This is a genomic window from Isosphaeraceae bacterium EP7, from assembly GCA_038400315.1.
In the GTDB taxonomy this organism is placed as follows: domain Bacteria; phylum Planctomycetota; class Planctomycetia; order Isosphaerales; family Isosphaeraceae; genus EP7.
Map to the genome: position 1 here is coordinate 1,036,956 of CP151667.1, position 17,342 is coordinate 1,054,297.

Consider the following 17,342-nt stretch of genomic DNA (forward strand, 5'->3'; position numbering starts at 1 on the left):
GAAGTCCCCTGTCCTGGCCCCGCTGCGGGGCGTCACTCGTCTTCTCCGCGGGTCTTCGCCACGGGGGCCAGCAGGTTCTCGACCGGGGCGTAGTCGTCGGTCAGGACGATGCCCAGCGAGCGGACCTCCAGCTCCTTCATCTCGGTCGGGCCGTAGGGGCGCGGCTCGAAGAGCTTGTCGTCGTGGAAGAACCGGGGGTCGGCGTCGCGGCCACCCAGCTCGGCCAGGTCGAGCGGCTTCTTGGAGACGACGACCACATAGGTCTCGCGCAGTCCGCGGCCGGGGACGTCGTCTGTCCCGTAAATATAGACGTTGGGGAAGGTCTTCTTGGCCGTTTCGACCCAGGCGGCCAGGAATCCGCCGATCGAGCGGGCCCGCTTCAGGTTCTTGGCCTTCAGGACCTCGACCTCGGCCGGATCGGCCTCGGCCGAGTCGCGGGCCAGCTCTGTCTCGTCCTCGGTGGCCGTCTTGCCCTTGGCCTTGGCGGAGGCCTCGACGGCGACGACGGCCCGCCTGCGGGCGTTGGAGCGCCCCTCGGCCTCGGCCCGGCTGATCGCCTCGGCGTCGCTCTCGTACATGTCGATGATGTTGATCATGTACACGCCGTCCGGCCCCAGCATCGTCTCCAGCTTCCGGTTGAACTCCAGGGTTGTCAGGTGCCATGGGACGGAGAAGTCGTTAAAGGCGTCGCCGAAGATGATGTCGTACTGCTTCTTCGTCTGGTTCCGCTCGACGAACGTGCGGGCGTCGCCCCAGATCGTCTTGATGGGCGTGTTGGCCGGAAGCCCCAGGGCCGCGTGGTTCGCCCGGGTCACGGCCGGGTCGATCTCGGCGACGTCGGCCTCGGTGCCGTGGTAGGTGTGCTGTAGGTAGCGCGGGAAGGTGTAGGCGCCACCCCCAAGGAACATCGTCTTGAGCGGCATCACCTCGCCGGCCGGCTTTCCCGCAGCCTTCGCCTTCGACTTGCTGACCCGGTCCGATACCAGGGCGTAGATGTGCTCATACTGGTAGTCGACGCGTTCCGGGTGATCCAGGACGAAGTAGCCGTGGATCAGGTTGTCCAGCACGAGCGTCCGCTTCTGTCCCTCGGCGTCGGGCTCGTTGGTCACCTTGATGTAATAATAGTTGCTCTCGTCAACATACGCGTTGGCGTCCTCGACGGTGTCGAGCTTGCCCGCCTCCTCGCGGATGCCCCAGGCCACCCCTTGCGCCTGGAACCACGGGTGCGGCATGAACGCGATGACGCAGAGTCCCAGCGGGATTCCCGCCCAGGCCGCGTGCAGCACGCTGCCCAGGAAGGTGGCCGAGAAGGCGAGCAGCGCCGCCAGGACAAGGATCACTCCCTTGGTCCCCAGGACGTCGATCAGCACGAACCCGGTCAGGAATGTCCCCAGGATGCTGCCCACCATCCCCCAGGCGTAGACCTGCCCGATCGCCGCGCCCGTGCGCTTGCTGGCGCGGACCCGGTCGACGGCCAGCTTGGCCACCACCGGGCTGACCGTCCCCAGCGCGATCGCCGGCAGCAGGAAGACCAGCGAGGTCACGAACAGCACCCGTGTCGGCCAGGTGAACGACGTCATCGAGATCGCCCGGCTGAGCACCGGCTGCACGCTGCCGAAGAGCGGGTCGGGCGGCTGATTGCGGAACCAGTTCTCGATCGGGTTCCAGACCAGGCGCTTCGGCGGAGTCTCCAGCACGATGATCGACAGCACCATCAGCGAGGCGACGAAGAAGAGCCAGCTCGCCTGCTTCTCGCGGGTGATCCGGTTGGCGATCCGGCCCCCCAGGTAGTTGCCCAGGCTGAGCCCGCCCAGCAGCACACCGATCACGCTCGTCCAGCCGTAGATGCTCGAGCCCAGGTGCCGGGTCACCATCCGCCCCGCGTCCATCTCCAGCGCCATGAACGCCATGCTGGCGATGAACGAGAGCGCCGACAGGTCGCCCAGCCGCGGCATCGGGGCGTCGGCCACCATCCCCTGATTGAAATGGTCCTCCGCCAGCTGGGTCGCGGCATATCCGCGGCGTGCGGCCATTAGCTGGACCAGGCCCACGATCCCGAGCAGCAAGGCCAGCACGTGCCCGACCAGGGCCAGCGGATTCAGGAAGTCGATCGGGGCGGGAAGGGGGGGGAGGGACCTCGTCACCGGTTGCATCGAGCCCAGGGCCAGCACAGCGGCGGTGGCCAGGGCAAGCAATCGCGGCGCAGCACCCTTCAGCAGTCCGATGGCGAGAATCGACAGGCCCGCCGCCACAAGCATCACGATGGTCGTGGTCGTGGCCAGATAGATCAGGTAGAAGCCGGCGATGAACGTGCCGACGATCGAGCCGACGGCCCCCAGGAAATAGACATTTCCCACGGCGCTGCCGGTCTTACGCGACTGCTCGACGGCCATCTTGGCGACGAGCGGGCCGATCATCCCCAGCACGGTCGTCGGGATCAGGAAGTCGGCCACGACCACGACGATCGTCCGGAACAGGGGAAGCGACTCGAAGTCGGGCACCCAGGCCACGGCCAGATTGACCCACAGGCAGAGCACAGTCAGCGCGGCCGAGATCGCGTAGATCGGCCCCACGGCCGACGACGGCTCGACCCGGTCGGCCAGCCGACCGCCCAGCACGTTGCCCAGGCAGATCCCGCCCAGCATCACGCCGATCACGCTCGTCCAGACCGTCAGCGAGGCGCCGACGTGGCGGGCGACCAGGCGGCTGGCCACAAGCTCCAGGATCATGATGCATAGGCTGCCGGAAAAGGCCAGCGCATATGGCAGTAGACGACCGGCAACGCCCTTCATGCGAGCGACTCTCCAATGTCACGGCGGTTCATCCAGCCCCAAGCCCTTGGGCCCAACCACCCTAGCGGACCCGCCGTCGGGCGACAACCGGGGACCGGTCCCGGCGAAGGGGCATCGGGCCTCGGCCCCTGCGGGGCGGCGTTGTGCCGAGGCCACGCCGCGACAAAAGTCGTGGGGAAGGGCTTGCCTCGCTCGGATTCGGTCAAGTAAACTCGATTCAGGTGGCCATGCAGCCATGCGCGTCAACAGGGATTGGCGCATTCGCTCCTCGACACGACGTCCCAGGGTTGGGGTTTGAACGCATGCTGTCGGAAGCCCGCCAGATCGTTCGGGTTGCGCTTGGGTTGGCGTTTGCCGCCGCCCTCGTCTCGACCATGCCCCACGCCGCATCGGGCGGCTATATCATTGCCGACATCGGGCCCGGTCCGGCGGGCGGAGCCCTCTCCGTCGGCGGGATCAATCGCTCGGGCGCCAGCGCCGGCCTGATCACGGTGAACACCGGCGGAACGACCGCATTCCGGGCCGACGGTCGCGGCGGGGTGGAGAGCCTGGGCCTGCTCAACGGCGGGACGTACACCGAGGGCAGGGACGTCAACGCGGCGGGACGGGTCGTCGGCACCGGCAACACCCTCGTCAACGGCCGGATCGTCACTCGAGGCTATTACACGGACGGTCCAGGTGCCGCTCACATCCTCGATCCGCTCTCGGACTCGTGGGGCAGGCAGTCCGTGGGCAGCGTCGGCAATGCCATCAACGACGGCAACCAGATCGCCGGCACGGCTACCTTCCAGGGCGGCCAGAGCATGGCTTTCCGCGCCGACGGGCTCAGCCCACTGATCGGCCTGGGGACCCTCGGCGGCGTCAACTCGCAAGGGTTCGGGATCAACAACAGCGGCATGGTGGTCGGGGTCTCGGACACCTACTCGGGCACACGGCACGCGTTCGCCTCCTCCGGCAGCGGCTCGATGATCGACCTCGGCATCCTTGCCGGCGGGACTTTCAGCCAGGCCCGGGCGATCAACGACGCGGGCATCGTCGTCGGATCGGCCGACAGCATGGGCGTCACCTACGCCGTGCGGAGGTCACTGACTTCCGGGGGCTGGCAGAGCCTGGGGACGCTGCCCAGCGGCGGCTCGTCCTATGCCAACGCGATCAACGCGGGAGGTGACATCGTCGGCGCGGTCACCGTCGGCCCCAACCTCTCAGCGGCCTTCCTCTTCACCGAGGCCCACGGGATGCTCGACCTGAACACGCTGCTGGATCCCGACAGCGGCTGGTCGCTCACCTCCGCCTCGGGAATCAATGACCACGGCCAGATCGTCGGCAACGGCTACTACCTCGGCCAGAGCCGCGGCTTCCTGCTGACCCCGAGCGAGTTCGCCGCGATCGTGCCCGAGCCGCCGGCCCTTGCCCTGCTGCTCACTGGCCTCGTGTCATTGGGCGTGATGCGGACCCTGCGTCGTTCATCACATTAGCAGCGGCTGAAGCAGGGGCCAGGCGAGCGTCGAACGAGCCGGCGCATCTCCAGCACGCTGAGGGTGGCGACCACCTGCGAGGTCCCCAGGCGAGAGGCTGCCACAAGCTCGTCGATGCCAACCGGCGTGTCGCCCAGCCTGGCCAGGATCGACCGTTCCAGGTCCGACAGCGAAAGCTCGGCGGGATGTCGGACGCCTGGCGAACCTGGCGAGGCCTTGACCACTCGGGCGAGCGGTCCCAGCTCCTCCAGCACGTCGTCGACCGTCTCGACCAGGCGGGCACCGTCGCGGATCAGGCGGTGGCAGCCCTGGCTGGCGAGGCTGTCCACCGGACCCGGCACGGCGAAGACCTCGCGGTTTTGCTCCATCGCGTGCTTGGCGGTCGACAATGAGCCGCTCCGCGCCGTGGCCTCGACCACGATGACACCCAGGCTCAGCCCCGAGATCACCCGGTTCCGCTGCGGGAACAATCCGGCCAGCGGCCCCTGCCGGATGGGCATCTCGGAGACGACCGCGCCGGTGTAGGCGACCTCGACAGCGAGCTGTTCGTGCTCCGGGGGATAGATCTGCGAGAGGCCGTTGGCAAGCACGCCGATCGTCCGGCCACCTGCCTTCAAGGCGCCGCGGTGCGCCGCCGCGTCGATGCCCCGGGCCAGGCCCGAGACGACCGTGATCCCCACTCGGGCCAGTGACGCCGCCAGCCGCTCGGCAATCCGCAGCCCGTAGGGCGTGCAGCGTCTCGAACCGACGATGGCCACGGCGAGCTGGTCCACCGGCTCGTAGGTCCCCAGCATGTAGAGCAAGGACGGCGGGTCGGGGATGTCCAGCAACGGCGGCGGATAGCCGTCCGTCCCCTTGGCCATCACCCGGGCGCCCACGCGAGCGCACTCGGCCAGCTCGTCGTCGACGTCCAGCTCGCGCCTGGCCGCGACAATCCGCTCGGCCAGCTTCGCCCCCACTCCCGGCACGTCGCGCAACGCCGAGCCCGATGCATCGAGGGCCTTTCCCGGGGTACCGAATCGCTCCAGGAGTGCCCTCGTTGTGCTCGGCCCCACGCCGGAGACCAGGCTCAGGCAGAGTGCATCACGTAGCTGGGCGTTGGCCGCTCCTGACTCGGGACCTTCCTCAGCGGCGTCAGACATCGACACCCATCCCTTTCGGATCGCGCAGCGCCGATCCGGGCGAGTCGAACTCCCCACTCAGCGTGCCGGTCTGCTCCGGCAGGGCCGGGGGCGTGCTTGGGCCGACTGCGGAGTCCAGGCTCAGGCAGAGCGCATCTCGCTGGCTGGCGTCAGTCTCTGATTCGGGCCCGACTTCGTCTGGCGGGTTCGCATTGGCTGCGTGGAGATCGCCGATGAACTTTTCCATGGAGGAGACGTATCGGTCGAAGGCGGAAACGCGTTTGATGGTGCCGGTGCGGTCGGCAATGCCGACCTGGCTGCCCTCGATTCCAAGGCCAGGATGCAGGCGAAGCACGAACCCGGCACGCTCGAAGCACGCGATCAGGAACTCGGCCGACCAGCCGCTCTCGAACCAGCCGTATTTGCGGATGCAGTACACCGAGATGGCATCGAGGCGCAGACCCCAGTGCTTCCACCACAGCGCGTTGAGCGGCTCGCCGGCGAACGCGATCAGACCCTCCGGCTTGACGTGCCTGGCGGCGAACTCCAGCGCCACCCACGGGCGGATGGCATGGTGCAGGCACTCATAGTAGAAGACCATGTCGAAGGGCTCCGCCGAGCTGAACCCCTCGAACGTCCCGACCTCGGCGGTGATCGGCAGCCCCAGCCGCTTGGCCCGCTGGCGCACCAGGTCCACGAATAGTGGATTGATGTCCACGGCCACTACCTCCGCTCCGCAGTAGGCCAGAATTTCGCTGGTCTGCCCCCAGCCGCAACCTAGATCGAGCACTCGCGCCGCGTGCGGCAGGCCGGCCAAGGCAATCACGTTGCTGATGGCTGCCATGTGCTTGGCCGTGACGGACAGGTTGCGATCGTTGAGAGGGTGCGCGGCAGCCGCGTGCAGCTTGACAGCGATTTTATACTGCTCGGTGTCAACCGGATCGGGGTCGCGGCCGACGATCTCGCGATAGAGCGCCAATTGCTGCGAGACATAGGCCTCTGAGAACGGATCAAGCGTCTGGTCGATCTCGGTCTCATATTCGAGGATGAACTCGTTTGTGTAAGCCGCCATGGCTGGTTTATTCGGGCCGCCAAACGCGTCGATCTCCTCGACAAGGCGCCCAATCTCTCGTGCGTGGAAAACCTTGGACATTCGTCCCTCTGAAGAAGTGGCAAGATTGGCGCCAGACATCGACACCCCTCTCACGATGACTCGAGATCAGAGGGTCGCCAGCACGTCGCGGATCGTGGCCTCGTCGGGTGCGTCGGTCAGCTCGACCTGGCCGATTCGCCTGGGCAGGACGAACCTCGTCCGGCCCCCTTTGTTCTTCTTGTCGCGACCCATGGCCTCGATCAAGGCGTCGGGGGCCAGGCCGGGGGCCGAGACCGGCAGGCCGAAGCGGGCGAGAAGGGCCGTCAGCCGGGCGGTCGTCTCGGCATCGACCCACCCGAGACGCTCGGCAAGTCGGCTCTCGGCGACCATCCCGACGGCCACGGCCTCGCCGTGCAGGTAGCCGCCGCCGTAGCCCGCGACGGCCTCGATGGCGTGGCCGATCGTGTGGCCGAAGTTGAGCACCGCACGCAGGCCGGTCTCCTCGCGCTCGTCGCGCGAGACCACGTCGGCCTTCAGCCGGCAGCAATGCGCGATGAGGTGCCGCAGCGGCCCCGGCTCGCCGGCCGCAATCGGAGCCGCCTGGCGCTCCAGCCAGGCGAAGAAGTCGTCATCCAGGATCACCCCGTACTTCACCACCTCGGCCAGCCCGCACTTCAGCTCGCGGGCGGGGAGGGTGGCCAGCGTGGCGGTGTCGACCCAGACGCCCACCGGCTGGTGGAAGGCGCCGATGATGTTCTTGGCCCTCGGGTGGTTCACCCCAACCTTGCCACCGACCGAGCTATCGACCTGAGCCAGCAGCGTCGTGGGGACCATGACCAGGGGCAATCCCCTCGCGAACGTCGCCGCGACATATCCCGAAAGGTCACCGACCACGCCGCCCCCCACGGCCACGACGCACGTATGACGGTCGGCCTTCATCTCGATGAGCCGGTCGTAGAGCGTCCAGGCGGTCTCGGCGCTCTTGGAGGCCTCGCCGGGCGGGACCGTCGCGACCTCGGCCCTGATCCCCGCGCCGGCGAGCCCCTCGACGTAGGGCCCGACGCGTCCCGACAGGTTCTCATCGGTGACGACCAGGGCCAGCTTGCACCCGCGGCCGGCCCACGTTTCGTTAAGGGCCTCGGCGGCGAACGGGCCGAACTCGGCGGCGCGGTCGCTGACGACGCGAACTTCGTACGACCGTGGCCCCAGGTCCACCGGCACCCTGGCCGTCGCCTCGAGTTGGGTCTCGACGGCATCATCCGTTCGATCATCGGCAGCGGGCATGGCGTCGGCTCGTCCACGGGCGTTCGAGGTGCAGGGCGGCCTGCCCGGCCCCCATGGCCCGATCATAACACGCGGGCCGCGGGGCGGGGCGTTCGCCCCGGGCAGCACGACGCGGCCGTTGCGTTGCGGGCCCAGGGCGCGGTTGCTACACTGGAATTTCACGGACGTCGGGCCCGGTGTTGAGTTCCGAAAACTCGCCGCGGATGGCCGCCAATGACCGATCCCTTGACGTGGACGATCGACCTGGGGCGCTGGGCGGGCATCCGGGCCCGCATTCACTGGTCGCTCCCCCTGTTCCTCGGCCTGAAGCTGCTGAGCTCGGCCCTGTCGTCGGGCCATCCCGTCCTGGAGACCGCCTGCTGGGGCGGCCTTCTGCTGCTGGCCCTGGCGGTGCATGAGCTGGGCCACATCGCCGCGTCCTGGTGGTTCGGCGTCGAGCCGGACGATATCCGCCTCTGGCCGCTGGGCAACCTGACCTCGCCCTCGCGCGAGCCCCGTTCTCCCGAGGCGATCTGGGTCGCGCTGGCTGGCCCGCTCGCCAGCCTGATCGCCTTCTTCGTCGGGGCCGTCGCGGTGAACCTCTCGGCGGACGCCGAGGCGATCTGGAGCCCCTTCGGCAACGGCCTCGGCTCCGGGGGAGCCCCGCTGCTGATCGCCAAGGCTGGCGCCGCCCGCGCCGCGGTCCCCGCGTTCAGCGTGGCCTGGTTCGCCGGCTGGTTCGCCTATCTCAACATCGTGCTCTTCTGGGCCAACCTCATCCCGGCGCTCCCCTTCGACGGAGGCCGGGCCTTCCGGGCCTTGCTCGCCAACATCTCCTCCGTCCCCTCGCGCGAGAGTTCCTACGCCCCCTACACGTCGCGCGTGGTGGTCCTGCTGCTGACGGCCGTGGGGCTCATCAAGCTCCTGCTCTACAGCCAGAGCCAGGCCGGCGCGGCGTTCGCCCTGTTCTCCCTGGCCCTGGTCGTCGAGTGGATGTTCCGCCTGGAGGCCCGCTTCCTGGAAGACGGCGGCTTCTTCGACGACACCCTCTTCGGCTACGACTTCTCCGAGGGCTATACCAGCCTCGACTCCGCCTCCGCCAGGGTCCGGCCTCATCCGCAGTGGGCCATCACCCGCTGGAAGTCGCGGAGGACCGAGGCCCGGCGCCTCCGCAAGGCCGCCCTCGAGGCCGAGCAGGATCGGCGAGTCGACGAGCTGCTCCAGAAGATCTACGACGGCGGCCGCGAGTCTCTCAGCGCCGACGAACGCCGGTTTCTCGAACGCGCCAGCCGCGACTATCGCAAGAAGACCGGCCTCACGTGAACGAGCCGTCGGCCCGCCGCCTTCTCCTCGACCGAGGAACGCTCCTGCTCGACGCCGCCATGGGGACCCGGCTCATCGCGCGCGGGCTCGACCTCCGCGATGACGACCCTTGCGCCTGGAACCTCAGCCGTCCGGACGACGTCCTCGACATCCACCGCCGCGACGTGGCCGCGGGGTCCGACGTCCTGCTCACCAATACCTTCGGCGCCAATCGAGCCTGGCTCGAACGCCTGGGCCTGGCCGATCGGTTTGTAGCGATCAACCGGGCCGCCGTGGCCCTCGCCCGCCAGGCCGCCGGCCCCGACCGCCTGGTCTTCGGCGGCCTCGGTCCGACCTCGGTCTCGAGCCCGGACCTCGGTGCCTGCCGCGACCAGGCGGTGACCCTCGCCGAGGCGGGCGTCGACGGCCTCATCTTCGAGACGATGGACCTCCCCGCAGCCCTGGTCGCTCTCGATGTCGTCGCCCCGATCATCCGGGAAGGCCTGCCCGTGGTCGTCAGCTTCTGGACCTGGCCCGATGATGCGGACGCCGCCATTAAGATCGAGAACCTGGGGGCCTCGGCGATCGGCCTGAACTGCGTCTGGCCGGCTCGCAAGGTCGTCGAGATGGTCCGGACGCTGGTGGGCTCGACCCGGCTGCCCGTCTGGGTCAAGCCGTCGGGCGCGATGCCAGGCCAGCGTCCGGCCACGCCGGAAGAACTCGCGAGGGTGGCCGTCGAGCTGTCCAATCTGGGGGCCCGGTTCGTCGGGGGCTGCTGCGGGACGACCGAGGTTCACCTGGCCGCGATGCGCCGGGCGCTTGACAGCGGGGTCGCACCGATCCAGGCTTGAGGGGCCAGATCCGACCCTTCGCCCCGCCCGCCCCCGGCCCGATCCCGAGAAAGTTCCCTTGGCCGAACGAACCCAAGTCCAGCCCCCGCGCGAGGCGATCCCGCCCGGGGCCTGCCTCTGCGACTTCTGCCCCGGCAAGTGCTGCCGCTACTTCACCGTCGAGATCGCGACCCCGCGCACCTGGGACGACTACGACGAGACCCGCTGGTACCTGGCCCACGGAGACACAATCGTCTACGTCGAGGACGGGACCTGGTACCTGGTCGTCATGTCCCGCTGCCGCTACCTGACGCCCGAGAATCGCTGCGGGATCTACCACGACCGCCCCAAGATCTGCCGCGAATATACGACCGACGAGTGCGAGTACGACGACGACTGGACGTTCCAGAAGGTCTTCGAGGTTCCCGAGCAGCTCTGGGAATACGCCGCGGCCATCCTGCCCCCGCGCCCGCCCAGTCCGCCGCCCAAGCCGCCGAAACGCCTGCCGGGCCCGCCGAAATCAGCCGGGTTCGTCGCCCTATCCACCCTGACGGCCCCGCCCGTGCCGACCCAGGCGGCCGAGCCCGCGTCGCCGTTCGAAGTCGTCAAGCGGCGTCGCAAGCCGAAGGACTGACGCGAAACGCGGTTGCCAAGGGCCCCCGGCGCGGCGACAATGGGGACGCGGCGACGGCCCGTGTCCGACCGGCGGAGCGACGATGGCCAGGCGGTCCAACCACTACGAGGCGGCATTCGAAGCCCACGTCCGGTCGCTGCGCATCCCCTGCGTGGCGGTCGACGAGGCCAAGCGCGCCCTCACCGAGGACGGCGGTTGCCTCAAGAGCCCCGACTTCCTGCTTTATCCTCGCGGCGGCTCGAACCTGGTCGTCGAGGTGAAGGGAAAGCGGGCCAAAGACGCCCGGGGGCGACGCCCCTGGGAGAACTGGGTGACCACCGACGACCTCGACGGGCTTTCACGCTGGCAGGACCTCTTCGGCCCCGGCTTCCGCTCGATCCTGGTATTCGCCTACGCCGAGGCCCCTCCGCCGTTCCCGCTGCCCCCGGGCGACGGCTCGTTCAGCTTCCATGACCTGTCCTACCGCTTCTGGGCGGTCGGGCTGGATGACTACTTGCGGCATCTCCGCTCGCGCGGGCCCGCCTGGAAGGCCGTCGCCATGGCCCGGGCCGCCTTCCGCAAGCGGGTCCGCCCGCTCGAAGAGTGGATCCCCCGGCAGCCCAGCGCCGCAGTGAGCCGCACACCGACCCGCGTCGCCGCGGCCGTCGGACCCGGACGATTCGAGACCCAGTCCCCGTCGGAGAGCGACCGATGACGACCCGTATCCTCCGCCATCTTGCCCTGCCGGCCTTCGCCCTGACGCTGCTGCTGGCGCCCGGCTACGCCCTGGCCAAAGACCCGACCGACGGGTTTTTTGACGTCCCCGCCCGCGAAGGGGCAGACGACGGTAAGGGGAGCACCGCTCCTGGCTACCTGGTCACCTCGCTGCTCGCCGGCGGCGCCATCTTCGCCCTCTGCAAGCCGGCCCGCCGCTGAGTCGCGGCCGGTCCGTTCATTCCCGCTTGACCCACACGAGACCGCACGGGTCCCCCCCGCGCCGCCCCACGGACGAGAACGACGCGATGCCCAACGACCGTGCCGCGACGGCCGAGTACACCCGCTGGACCACCGACGAGGTCGACCGGATCTACCGGACTCCCGTCCTGGAGTTGATCTACCGCGCCGCCGAGGTCCACCGGGCGCACCACGATCCCTCCAAGGTCCAGGTCTGCGTCCTCCTTTCGGTGAAGACCGGCGGCTGCCCGGAAGACTGCGGTTACTGCCCGCAGGCCGCCCGCTACCACACCGCCGTGAAGGCCGAGCCCCTGCTCGACGTCGCCGAGGTCCTGGACGCCGCCACCCGCGCCAAGGAGTCGGGCGCCACCCGCTTCTGCATGGGGGCCGCCTGGCGTGAGGTCAAGGACAACGCCCAGTTCGACCGCGTGCTGGACATGATCCGCGGCGTCAAGCAGCTCGGTCTCGAGGCCTGCTGCACCCTCGGCATGGTCGACGCCGACCAGGCCCGGCGGATGAAGGACGCCGGCCTCGACGCCTACAATCACAACCTCGACTCCTCCGAGTCGTTCTACGGCGAGGTCATCTCCACTCGCGGTTACACCGACCGCCTGGAGACCATCCAGCACGTCCGCGACGCCGGCATCACCGTCTGCTCGGGCGGCATCGTCGGCCTGGGCGAGACGGTAGCCGACCGCGTGGCCATGCTCGCCACGCTGGCCAACCTCCCCGTCCCGCCGGAAAGCGTGCCCATCAATGCGCTGGTCGCCGTCCCCGGCACCCCGCTCGCCGACCGCCCCCGCGTCGACATCTGGGACATGGTACGCACCATCGCGACCGCTCGGATCCTGATGCCCGCCGCCATGGTCAGGCTCTCCGCCGGCCGGCTGGAGATGACCGAGAGCGACCAGGCGCTCTGCTTCCTCGCCGGCGCCAACTCGATCTTCGCCGGCGACAAGCTGCTGACGACCCCCAACCCGGCCGTAGACCGCGACAAGCAGATGTTCGAGCGCCTGGGCCTGACCCCGATGCCCGCCGCCGTCCATGCCGACTGACACTGAGATCGCGGGGACGCAACGCCCATGAGCGACGCGCCCGCCGTGGTCATCACCGGCATCGGCCTGATGACCGGCCTTGGCCCCGATCGAGAGTCGACCTGGTCGGCCGCATGCGCCGGCCGTTCGGCCGCGCGCTGGCTCGACGTCCCAGGCTTCGGCCCGGTCGTCGGCTGTCCGGTCGACCTGCCCGACCCCGGCGGTTCCAGGGCCCTCCGGCTGCTCGACCTCGCCGCCGTCGAGGCCTGGGCCGACGCCCGGCTCGATTCCGCAGGCGCCGATCCCGAACGGATCGCCACCCTCATCGGCCTGAGCAAGGGGTGCATCGATCGCCTGTCCGCGGCCCATGTCGGCCTGGTGTCCGGGAACAAGGGGCACGCGGCGGCGCTCTGGGCGGCGGCCTGGCCCGATGTCGGTGCCCGCCACGTCGCCCATCGATTCGGCCTGCTCGGCCCGAACCTGGCGCCGATCGCGGCCTGCGCCACCGGGCTCGTGGCCGTCCTCCAGGGCCGCGACCTGATCCTCCGAGGCGCATGTGACGTCGCCCTGGCCGGCAGCGCCGATGCCTCGCTCGATCCACTCATCCTCGGTGCTTTCCGCCGGATGAAGGCCCTCGCCCTGGCCGCCGCCGACTCCGACCCCCGGATCCTCGCCCGCCCCTGGGATCGCGGTCGACGTGGCTTCGTCGTCGGCGAAGGGGCCGCCGTCCTGGTCCTGGAGCGAGCCGACCTGGCCCGCGCCCGAGGTGTCCTCCCCTACGTCGAACTGGCCGGCGGGGCGCTCGGCGCCGACGCCTATCATGAAACCGACCTGAATCCCGACCCGACCGGCCTCGCCCGCCTGATCACCCTGGCGCTGGCCCGATCCGGCGTCTGCCGCGAGGAGGTCGACCACATCAACGTGCACGGCACCGGGACCCGGGTCAACGACCCCCTCGAATGCCGGGCGATCCGTAGGGCCTTCGGGGCAGACGCCGACCGAATCTCTTGCTCGGCCAACAAAGGCCAGATTGGCCACGCTCTGGGGGCCGCCGGCTCGGTCGAGCTTGCGTTGACCGCCCTGGCGATGCGCGACGGATTCATCCCGCCGACCCTGAATCTCGACGACCCCGACCCCGCGTGCGACCTCGACGGCACCCCACACGTCGGGCGATCGAGACCGATTCGCGCGGCGTTGAAGCTGTCGATCGGCTTCGGCGGCCACCTGGCGGCGGCGGTCCTCAAGCGTCCGGAAGGGCCGAGCCGTTGAACGACCCGCTCGCCTGGATCGATGATGAGCTGGCCGCACTCTCCGCCAAGGGGCTCGACCGCCACCTCCGCCCGCTCGGCGGCGGGGCTCCTGGCCGAGTCGTCCACGACGGCCGGACCCTGATCAACTTCGCCTCCAACGACTACCTCGGCCTAGCCGCCGACCCCCGGCTGGCCGCCGCCGCCAACGAGGCCGCCGCGACATTCGGCTGGGGGGCCGGGGCAAGCCCGCTCGTCACGGGCTGGCGCGAGCCGCACGAGAAGCTCGCCGCCGATTTGGCCGCCTTCGAGGGCGCCGAGGCCGTGGCCCTCTTCCCCAGCGGGTTCGCCGCCAATCTCGGCACGATCGTGGCCTTGGTCGGTCCGGGGGACGCCGTTTACCTCGACCGCCTCAATCACGCCTGCCTGGTTGACGGAGCCCGCCTTTCGGGAGCCACCCTCCGCGTCTACCCCCATGCCGACGCCGACCGCCTGGCCCGCTCCCTTTCACGAGACGTAGGCCGATTCCGCCGGATCCTGATCGCCACCGACGGCGTTTTCAGCATGGACGGCGACCTCGCGCCCCTGCCTCGCCTGGCCGACCTGGCCGACGAGTTCGGGGCGATGCTGCTCGTCGACGAGGCCCACGGCACCGGGCTCCTCGGCCCGACCGGGCGCGGCTCCGCCGAGCTTCTGGGCGTCTCCGACCGCGTCTCGATCAAGGTCGGCACCCTGTCGAAAGCTCTGGGATCGGTGGGGGGATTCGTCGCTGGCTCGGGGCGGCTAGTCGACTTTCTCATCAACCGGGCCCGGCCGCTCATCTACTCGACGGGCCTCCCCCCGGCCGCCGCCGCCGCCGCGAGCGAGGCCCTCTGCATCTCGATTTCCGAACCCTGGCGGCGTGCTCACGCGCTCGAACTGGCCGATCGGTTTCGCACCGCGATGGTGGCCCCGGGCCAGAACGTGGGCGACTCGCGGTCGGCGATCGTCCCGGTCTTGATCGGCGACGAGCGCGAGACGCTTGCTCTGGCAGGCCGCCTCAAGGAGCGAGGCCTGCTCGTCGGCGCAATCCGCCCGCCGACCGTCCCGCGTGGCACGTCACGACTCAGATTGGGTTTCTGCGCCTCGCACACCGATGGCGACCTGGCCGCCCTCCTGGGCGCCATCGGCGCCATATGATCTGATGGCGAGCCTGCCACGCCTCGAAATTTGCACCCGGAGTGACACGCAATGGATTGGGCGGCGATCCGCCGAGATGAGTTCCCCGTGGCCCGCAAGTGGGCCTACTTCGACCACGCCGCGGTGGCACCCCTGCCACGCCGGTCGGGCAACGCCCTGCGCCGATGGGTCGACGGGCAGGAGACCGACGCGGTGGTCCTGTGGACCCACTGGCAGAAGCACCTCGAAGAGACCCGCCTGCGTGCCGCACGACTCATCAACGCCGACGCCGGCGAGGTCGCGTTCGTCGCCAGCACCACGCTGGGCATCGGCCTGGTCGCCGAGGGATTCCCCTGGCGCGACGGCGACAGCGTGATCTCGGCCGCCGACGAATACCCGTCCAACGTCTATCCCTGGATGAATCTGGCGTCGCGAGGAGTGACCCTTCGCAGGGTGGCCGCGCGCGACGGCCGGATCCAGCCCGAGGACATCGAGGCGGCCATCGACGGCACCACCCGCGTGCTCGCGATCAGCTTCGTCGAGTTCTCCACCGGCTTCCGCAACGACCTGGACGTCCTCTCCGAGATCTGCAAGAGGCGCGGCGTCGCCCTGCTCGTCGACGCGATCCAGGGGCTAGGGCCGCTGACCCTCGACGTGAAGCGAACGCCGATCGACTTCCTCTCTGCCGACGGCCACAAATGGCTGCTCGGTCCCGAAGGGGCCGGAATCCTCTACGTCCGCCGCGAATGGATCGAACAGCTCCGATGCCTGGGCACGCTGGGTGCCCACAGCGTGGTCGACGCCCATGCGTATTCCGGCGACAATTTCACCCTCAAGCCCGACGCCAGGCGCTGGGAGGGGGGGTGCTACAACATGGCCGGCATCCAGGCGTTCGGCCAGAGCCTCGCGCTCTTCGAGGAGATCGGCTTCGACGCCGTCTCGGCCCGGATCCTCGACCGCGCCGACGCCGTCCGCGAGGTGGCCCGGGCCCGGGGCTGGACCGTCTTCGGGTCCAGCAAGCCGGCCGATTGCGCGGGCATCGTCTCGCTGTCCAGGGCGGGTGTCGACCCCGAGTCGATCGTCCGGCACGGGCGCGAGACCGGCGTGGTCGTCTCATGCCGGGCGGGCCGGCTCCGCGTCAGCCCCCACATTTATAACGACGACGACGACCTGGGCCGGCTCGGCGAGCTGCTCGGGAGTTGACGACGCGGACCGATCGAAGCACGAACCAGGAACCAAGACCCATGCGCCCGACGTCCGCACGAACGGCCGTCTTCACCGGCACGTTCGACCCCCTGACCCTCGGCCACCTCGACGTCATTCGCCGGGGACGACTCCTCTTCGACCACCTGTTCGTTGGCATCGGCGTGAACCCGAGCAAGCCGACCCTCTTCGATGTCGACGAGCGAGTCTCGCTGGCCACGCGCGTGGTGGCCCCCTACGACAACGTCACGGTCGAGGCCTTTGAGGATCTGGCCGTCCACTTCGTCCGCCGCCTGGGCGCCCGCGTCATCCTCCGCGGGGTGCGTACGCTCTCCGACATGGAGTATGAGTTCAGCATGTCGCTGACCAACGCCCGGCTCGACCCCGAGGTCGAGACGGTCTTTCTGATGGCCGACGGCGAGTACTCGCACGTCTCCAGCTCTCTCATCAAGCAGGTCGCTCGCCACGGCGGCGGCGACGCCCTGGGCAAGTTTGTCCCCCATGAGCTGGTCTCGCCCATCCTGGAGCGGATCCGGCTTACTTCCAGTCGCGGGGGATGAGCAGGTCGCGCGACCACTGCTTCACCCCGAGCTGTTGTGCGTGCAGCGCCTCGCGGAAGCTCCGGAACGCCATCCAGGCCTGGTCGGCCGTGGGGTAGGACAGCCAGGCGCTGAAGTCACCCTCGTCGATCCTGGACAGAGACGACTGGCTGCGCGTGGCCACGATCATCTCGTCGAAGATCGTGTCGAGGATCTCGAGCGTATCGCCCCGCTCGTCGGGGGGCACTGCGGCGGCCGGGTCGGGCCAGGTGACGTACAGGCAGCAGCTCAGGCTTCGGCCGTCGACCTCGTTGGGCTGGAAGATCCAGGAATTCAGGGCGTCATACCGGGCCCAGAGGATCTCAATGCCCACCACGTCGGCCGGGTCATCCATCTTGTCGGCGAGCCCGTGGCGCACCGTCTCGCTGGACGACCTCCGCTCGGTCCGGGCCGGCTCTTCTGGCGCGGGCCTCGTCGGGGTCGGCCTTGAGGGGGCTCCCGGCTGCTGGGTGGCCCGCGTCACCCGCGCGGCGCTCATGATCTCGTAGGCCTGGTAGAGAACCCGGAAGGCCCAGGCTTCGCCGCCGACGTCGGGGTGATGGATCTTCGACTTCAGCCGATAGGCGTCGCGAATCTCCTGCAGCGAAGCATCGGAGGAGATGCCCAGGATGTCGCTCGGGTCGAGCTGGAAGCTGTGGATCGGCACTGCGTGACGCAC

General features: G+C 69.3%; 16 protein-coding genes. 11 read left to right on the top strand and 5 right to left on the bottom strand.

What is annotated here, in order from left to right; genetic code table 11:
- Positions 1-32: 32 nt before the first annotated feature.
- Positions 33-2,792: a fused MFS/spermidine synthase gene (locus EP7_RS04130; RefSeq protein ID WP_463526323.1), complete on the bottom strand. Its 2,760-nt coding sequence runs from the start codon at positions 2,790-2,792 to the stop codon at positions 33-35.
- A gap of 302 nt (positions 2,793-3,094) precedes the next feature.
- On the opposite strand from EP7_RS04130, the gene EP7_RS04135 reads away from it, so the two are divergent.
- Positions 3,095-4,267, top strand: a complete 1,173-nt coding sequence (locus EP7_RS04135) for a DUF3466 family protein (RefSeq protein ID WP_463526324.1) — start codon at positions 3,095-3,097, stop codon at positions 4,265-4,267.
- On the opposite strand, the gene dprA is transcribed toward EP7_RS04135, so the two are convergent.
- The 3 genes from dprA to aroB form a co-directional block, all read right to left on the bottom strand.
- Complete coding sequence (dprA, locus tag EP7_RS04140) at positions 4,264-5,409, bottom strand: DNA-processing protein DprA (protein WP_463526325.1); 1,146 nt, start codon at positions 5,407-5,409, stop codon at positions 4,264-4,266. The two genes, EP7_RS04135 and dprA, sit on opposite strands and share 4 nt — an antisense overlap.
- Positions 5,402-6,541, bottom strand: coding sequence for a class I SAM-dependent methyltransferase (locus EP7_RS04145; protein WP_463526326.1), 1,140 nt, complete (start codon positions 6,539-6,541; stop codon positions 5,402-5,404). Before EP7_RS04145 ends, dprA begins: the two co-directional genes overlap by 8 nt.
- A 66-nt stretch (positions 6,542-6,607) precedes the next feature.
- Positions 6,608-7,765: a 3-dehydroquinate synthase gene (gene aroB / locus EP7_RS04150; RefSeq protein WP_463526327.1), complete on the bottom strand. Its 1,158-nt coding sequence runs from the start codon at positions 7,763-7,765 to the stop codon at positions 6,608-6,610.
- Between the two features lie 213 nt (positions 7,766-7,978).
- On the opposite strand from aroB, the gene EP7_RS04155 reads away from it, so the two are divergent.
- The 10 genes from EP7_RS04155 (at position 7,979) to coaD (ending at position 16,645) form a co-directional block, all read left to right on the top strand.
- On the top strand, positions 7,979-9,067 hold the full coding sequence (locus tag EP7_RS04155) for a M50 family metallopeptidase (protein ID WP_463526328.1): 1,089 nt from the start codon (positions 7,979-7,981) through the stop codon (positions 9,065-9,067).
- Complete coding sequence (locus tag EP7_RS04160) at positions 9,064-9,897, top strand: homocysteine S-methyltransferase family protein (protein WP_463526329.1); 834 nt, start codon at positions 9,064-9,066, stop codon at positions 9,895-9,897. Before EP7_RS04155 ends, EP7_RS04160 begins: the two co-directional genes overlap by 4 nt.
- 58 nt (positions 9,898-9,955) lie before the next feature.
- Positions 9,956-10,510 (top strand): YkgJ family cysteine cluster protein, encoded by a 555-nt coding sequence (locus tag EP7_RS04165; protein ID WP_463526330.1) that lies wholly within the window; start codon positions 9,956-9,958, stop codon positions 10,508-10,510.
- An 82-nt stretch (positions 10,511-10,592) separates the two neighbouring features.
- Complete coding sequence (locus EP7_RS04170; protein ID WP_463526331.1) at positions 10,593-11,204, top strand: HYExAFE family protein; 612 nt, start codon at positions 10,593-10,595, stop codon at positions 11,202-11,204.
- Positions 11,201-11,425, top strand: a complete 225-nt coding sequence (locus EP7_RS04175; protein WP_463526332.1) for a hypothetical protein — start codon at positions 11,201-11,203, stop codon at positions 11,423-11,425. Before EP7_RS04170 ends, EP7_RS04175 begins: the two co-directional genes overlap by 4 nt.
- Before the next feature lie 86 nt (positions 11,426-11,511).
- On the top strand, positions 11,512-12,498 hold the full coding sequence (gene bioB, locus EP7_RS04180) for a biotin synthase BioB (protein WP_463526334.1): 987 nt from the start codon (positions 11,512-11,514) through the stop codon (positions 12,496-12,498).
- Between the two features lie 27 nt (positions 12,499-12,525).
- Positions 12,526-13,746 carry a beta-ketoacyl-[acyl-carrier-protein] synthase family protein gene (locus tag EP7_RS04185; RefSeq protein WP_463526335.1) on the top strand — a complete coding sequence of 407 codons (1,221 nt, stop codon included), beginning with the start codon at positions 12,526-12,528 and terminating at the stop codon, positions 13,744-13,746.
- Complete coding sequence (bioF, locus tag EP7_RS04190; RefSeq protein ID WP_463526336.1) at positions 13,743-14,903, top strand: 8-amino-7-oxononanoate synthase; 1,161 nt, start codon at positions 13,743-13,745, stop codon at positions 14,901-14,903. The genes EP7_RS04185 and bioF overlap by 4 nt, the downstream gene beginning before the upstream one ends.
- Before the next feature lie 51 nt (positions 14,904-14,954).
- Positions 14,955-16,085 (top strand): aminotransferase class V-fold PLP-dependent enzyme, encoded by a 1,131-nt coding sequence (locus tag EP7_RS04195; RefSeq protein ID WP_463526337.1) that lies wholly within the window; start codon positions 14,955-14,957, stop codon positions 16,083-16,085.
- 41 nt (positions 16,086-16,126) lie between these two features.
- Entirely contained in the window at positions 16,127-16,645 is a 519-nt protein-coding gene (gene coaD / locus EP7_RS04200) for a pantetheine-phosphate adenylyltransferase (protein ID WP_463526338.1), read from the top strand.
- Here coaD and EP7_RS04205 read toward each other — a convergent pair.
- A complete protein-coding gene (locus EP7_RS04205) occupies positions 16,623-17,342 on the bottom strand; it encodes a J domain-containing protein (RefSeq protein ID WP_463526339.1) in 720 nt (239 codons plus the stop codon). The two genes, coaD and EP7_RS04205, sit on opposite strands and share 23 nt — an antisense overlap.

Bases quoted from the DNA above. Each gene is read 5' to 3' on its own strand.
- EP7_RS04155 (WP_463526328.1), top strand. From the start codon at position 7,979: ATGACCGATCCCTTGACGTGGACGATCGACCTGGGGCGCTGGGCGGGC.
- EP7_RS04130 (WP_463526323.1), bottom strand. From the start codon at position 2,792: ATGAAGGGCGTTGCCGGTCGTCTACTGCCATATGCGCTGGCCTTTTCC.
- EP7_RS04175 (WP_463526332.1), top strand. From the start codon at position 11,201: ATGACGACCCGTATCCTCCGCCATCTTGCCCTGCCGGCCTTCGCCCTG.
- bioB (WP_463526334.1), top strand. From the start codon at position 11,512: ATGCCCAACGACCGTGCCGCGACGGCCGAGTACACCCGCTGGACCACC.
- EP7_RS04145 (WP_463526326.1), bottom strand. From the start codon at position 6,541: ATGTCCAAGGTTTTCCACGCACGAGAGATTGGGCGCCTTGTCGAGGAG.
- EP7_RS04195 (WP_463526337.1), top strand. From the start codon at position 14,955: ATGGATTGGGCGGCGATCCGCCGAGATGAGTTCCCCGTGGCCCGCAAG.
- aroB (WP_463526327.1), bottom strand. From the start codon at position 7,765: ATGCCCGCTGCCGATGATCGAACGGATGATGCCGTCGAGACCCAACTC.
- EP7_RS04170 (WP_463526331.1), top strand. From the start codon at position 10,593: ATGGCCAGGCGGTCCAACCACTACGAGGCGGCATTCGAAGCCCACGTC.
- dprA (WP_463526325.1), bottom strand. From the start codon at position 5,409: ATGTCTGACGCCGCTGAGGAAGGTCCCGAGTCAGGAGCGGCCAACGCC.
- EP7_RS04135 (WP_463526324.1), top strand. From the start codon at position 3,095: ATGCTGTCGGAAGCCCGCCAGATCGTTCGGGTTGCGCTTGGGTTGGCG.
- coaD (WP_463526338.1), top strand. From the start codon at position 16,127: ATGCGCCCGACGTCCGCACGAACGGCCGTCTTCACCGGCACGTTCGAC.
- EP7_RS04185 (WP_463526335.1), top strand. From the start codon at position 12,526: ATGAGCGACGCGCCCGCCGTGGTCATCACCGGCATCGGCCTGATGACC.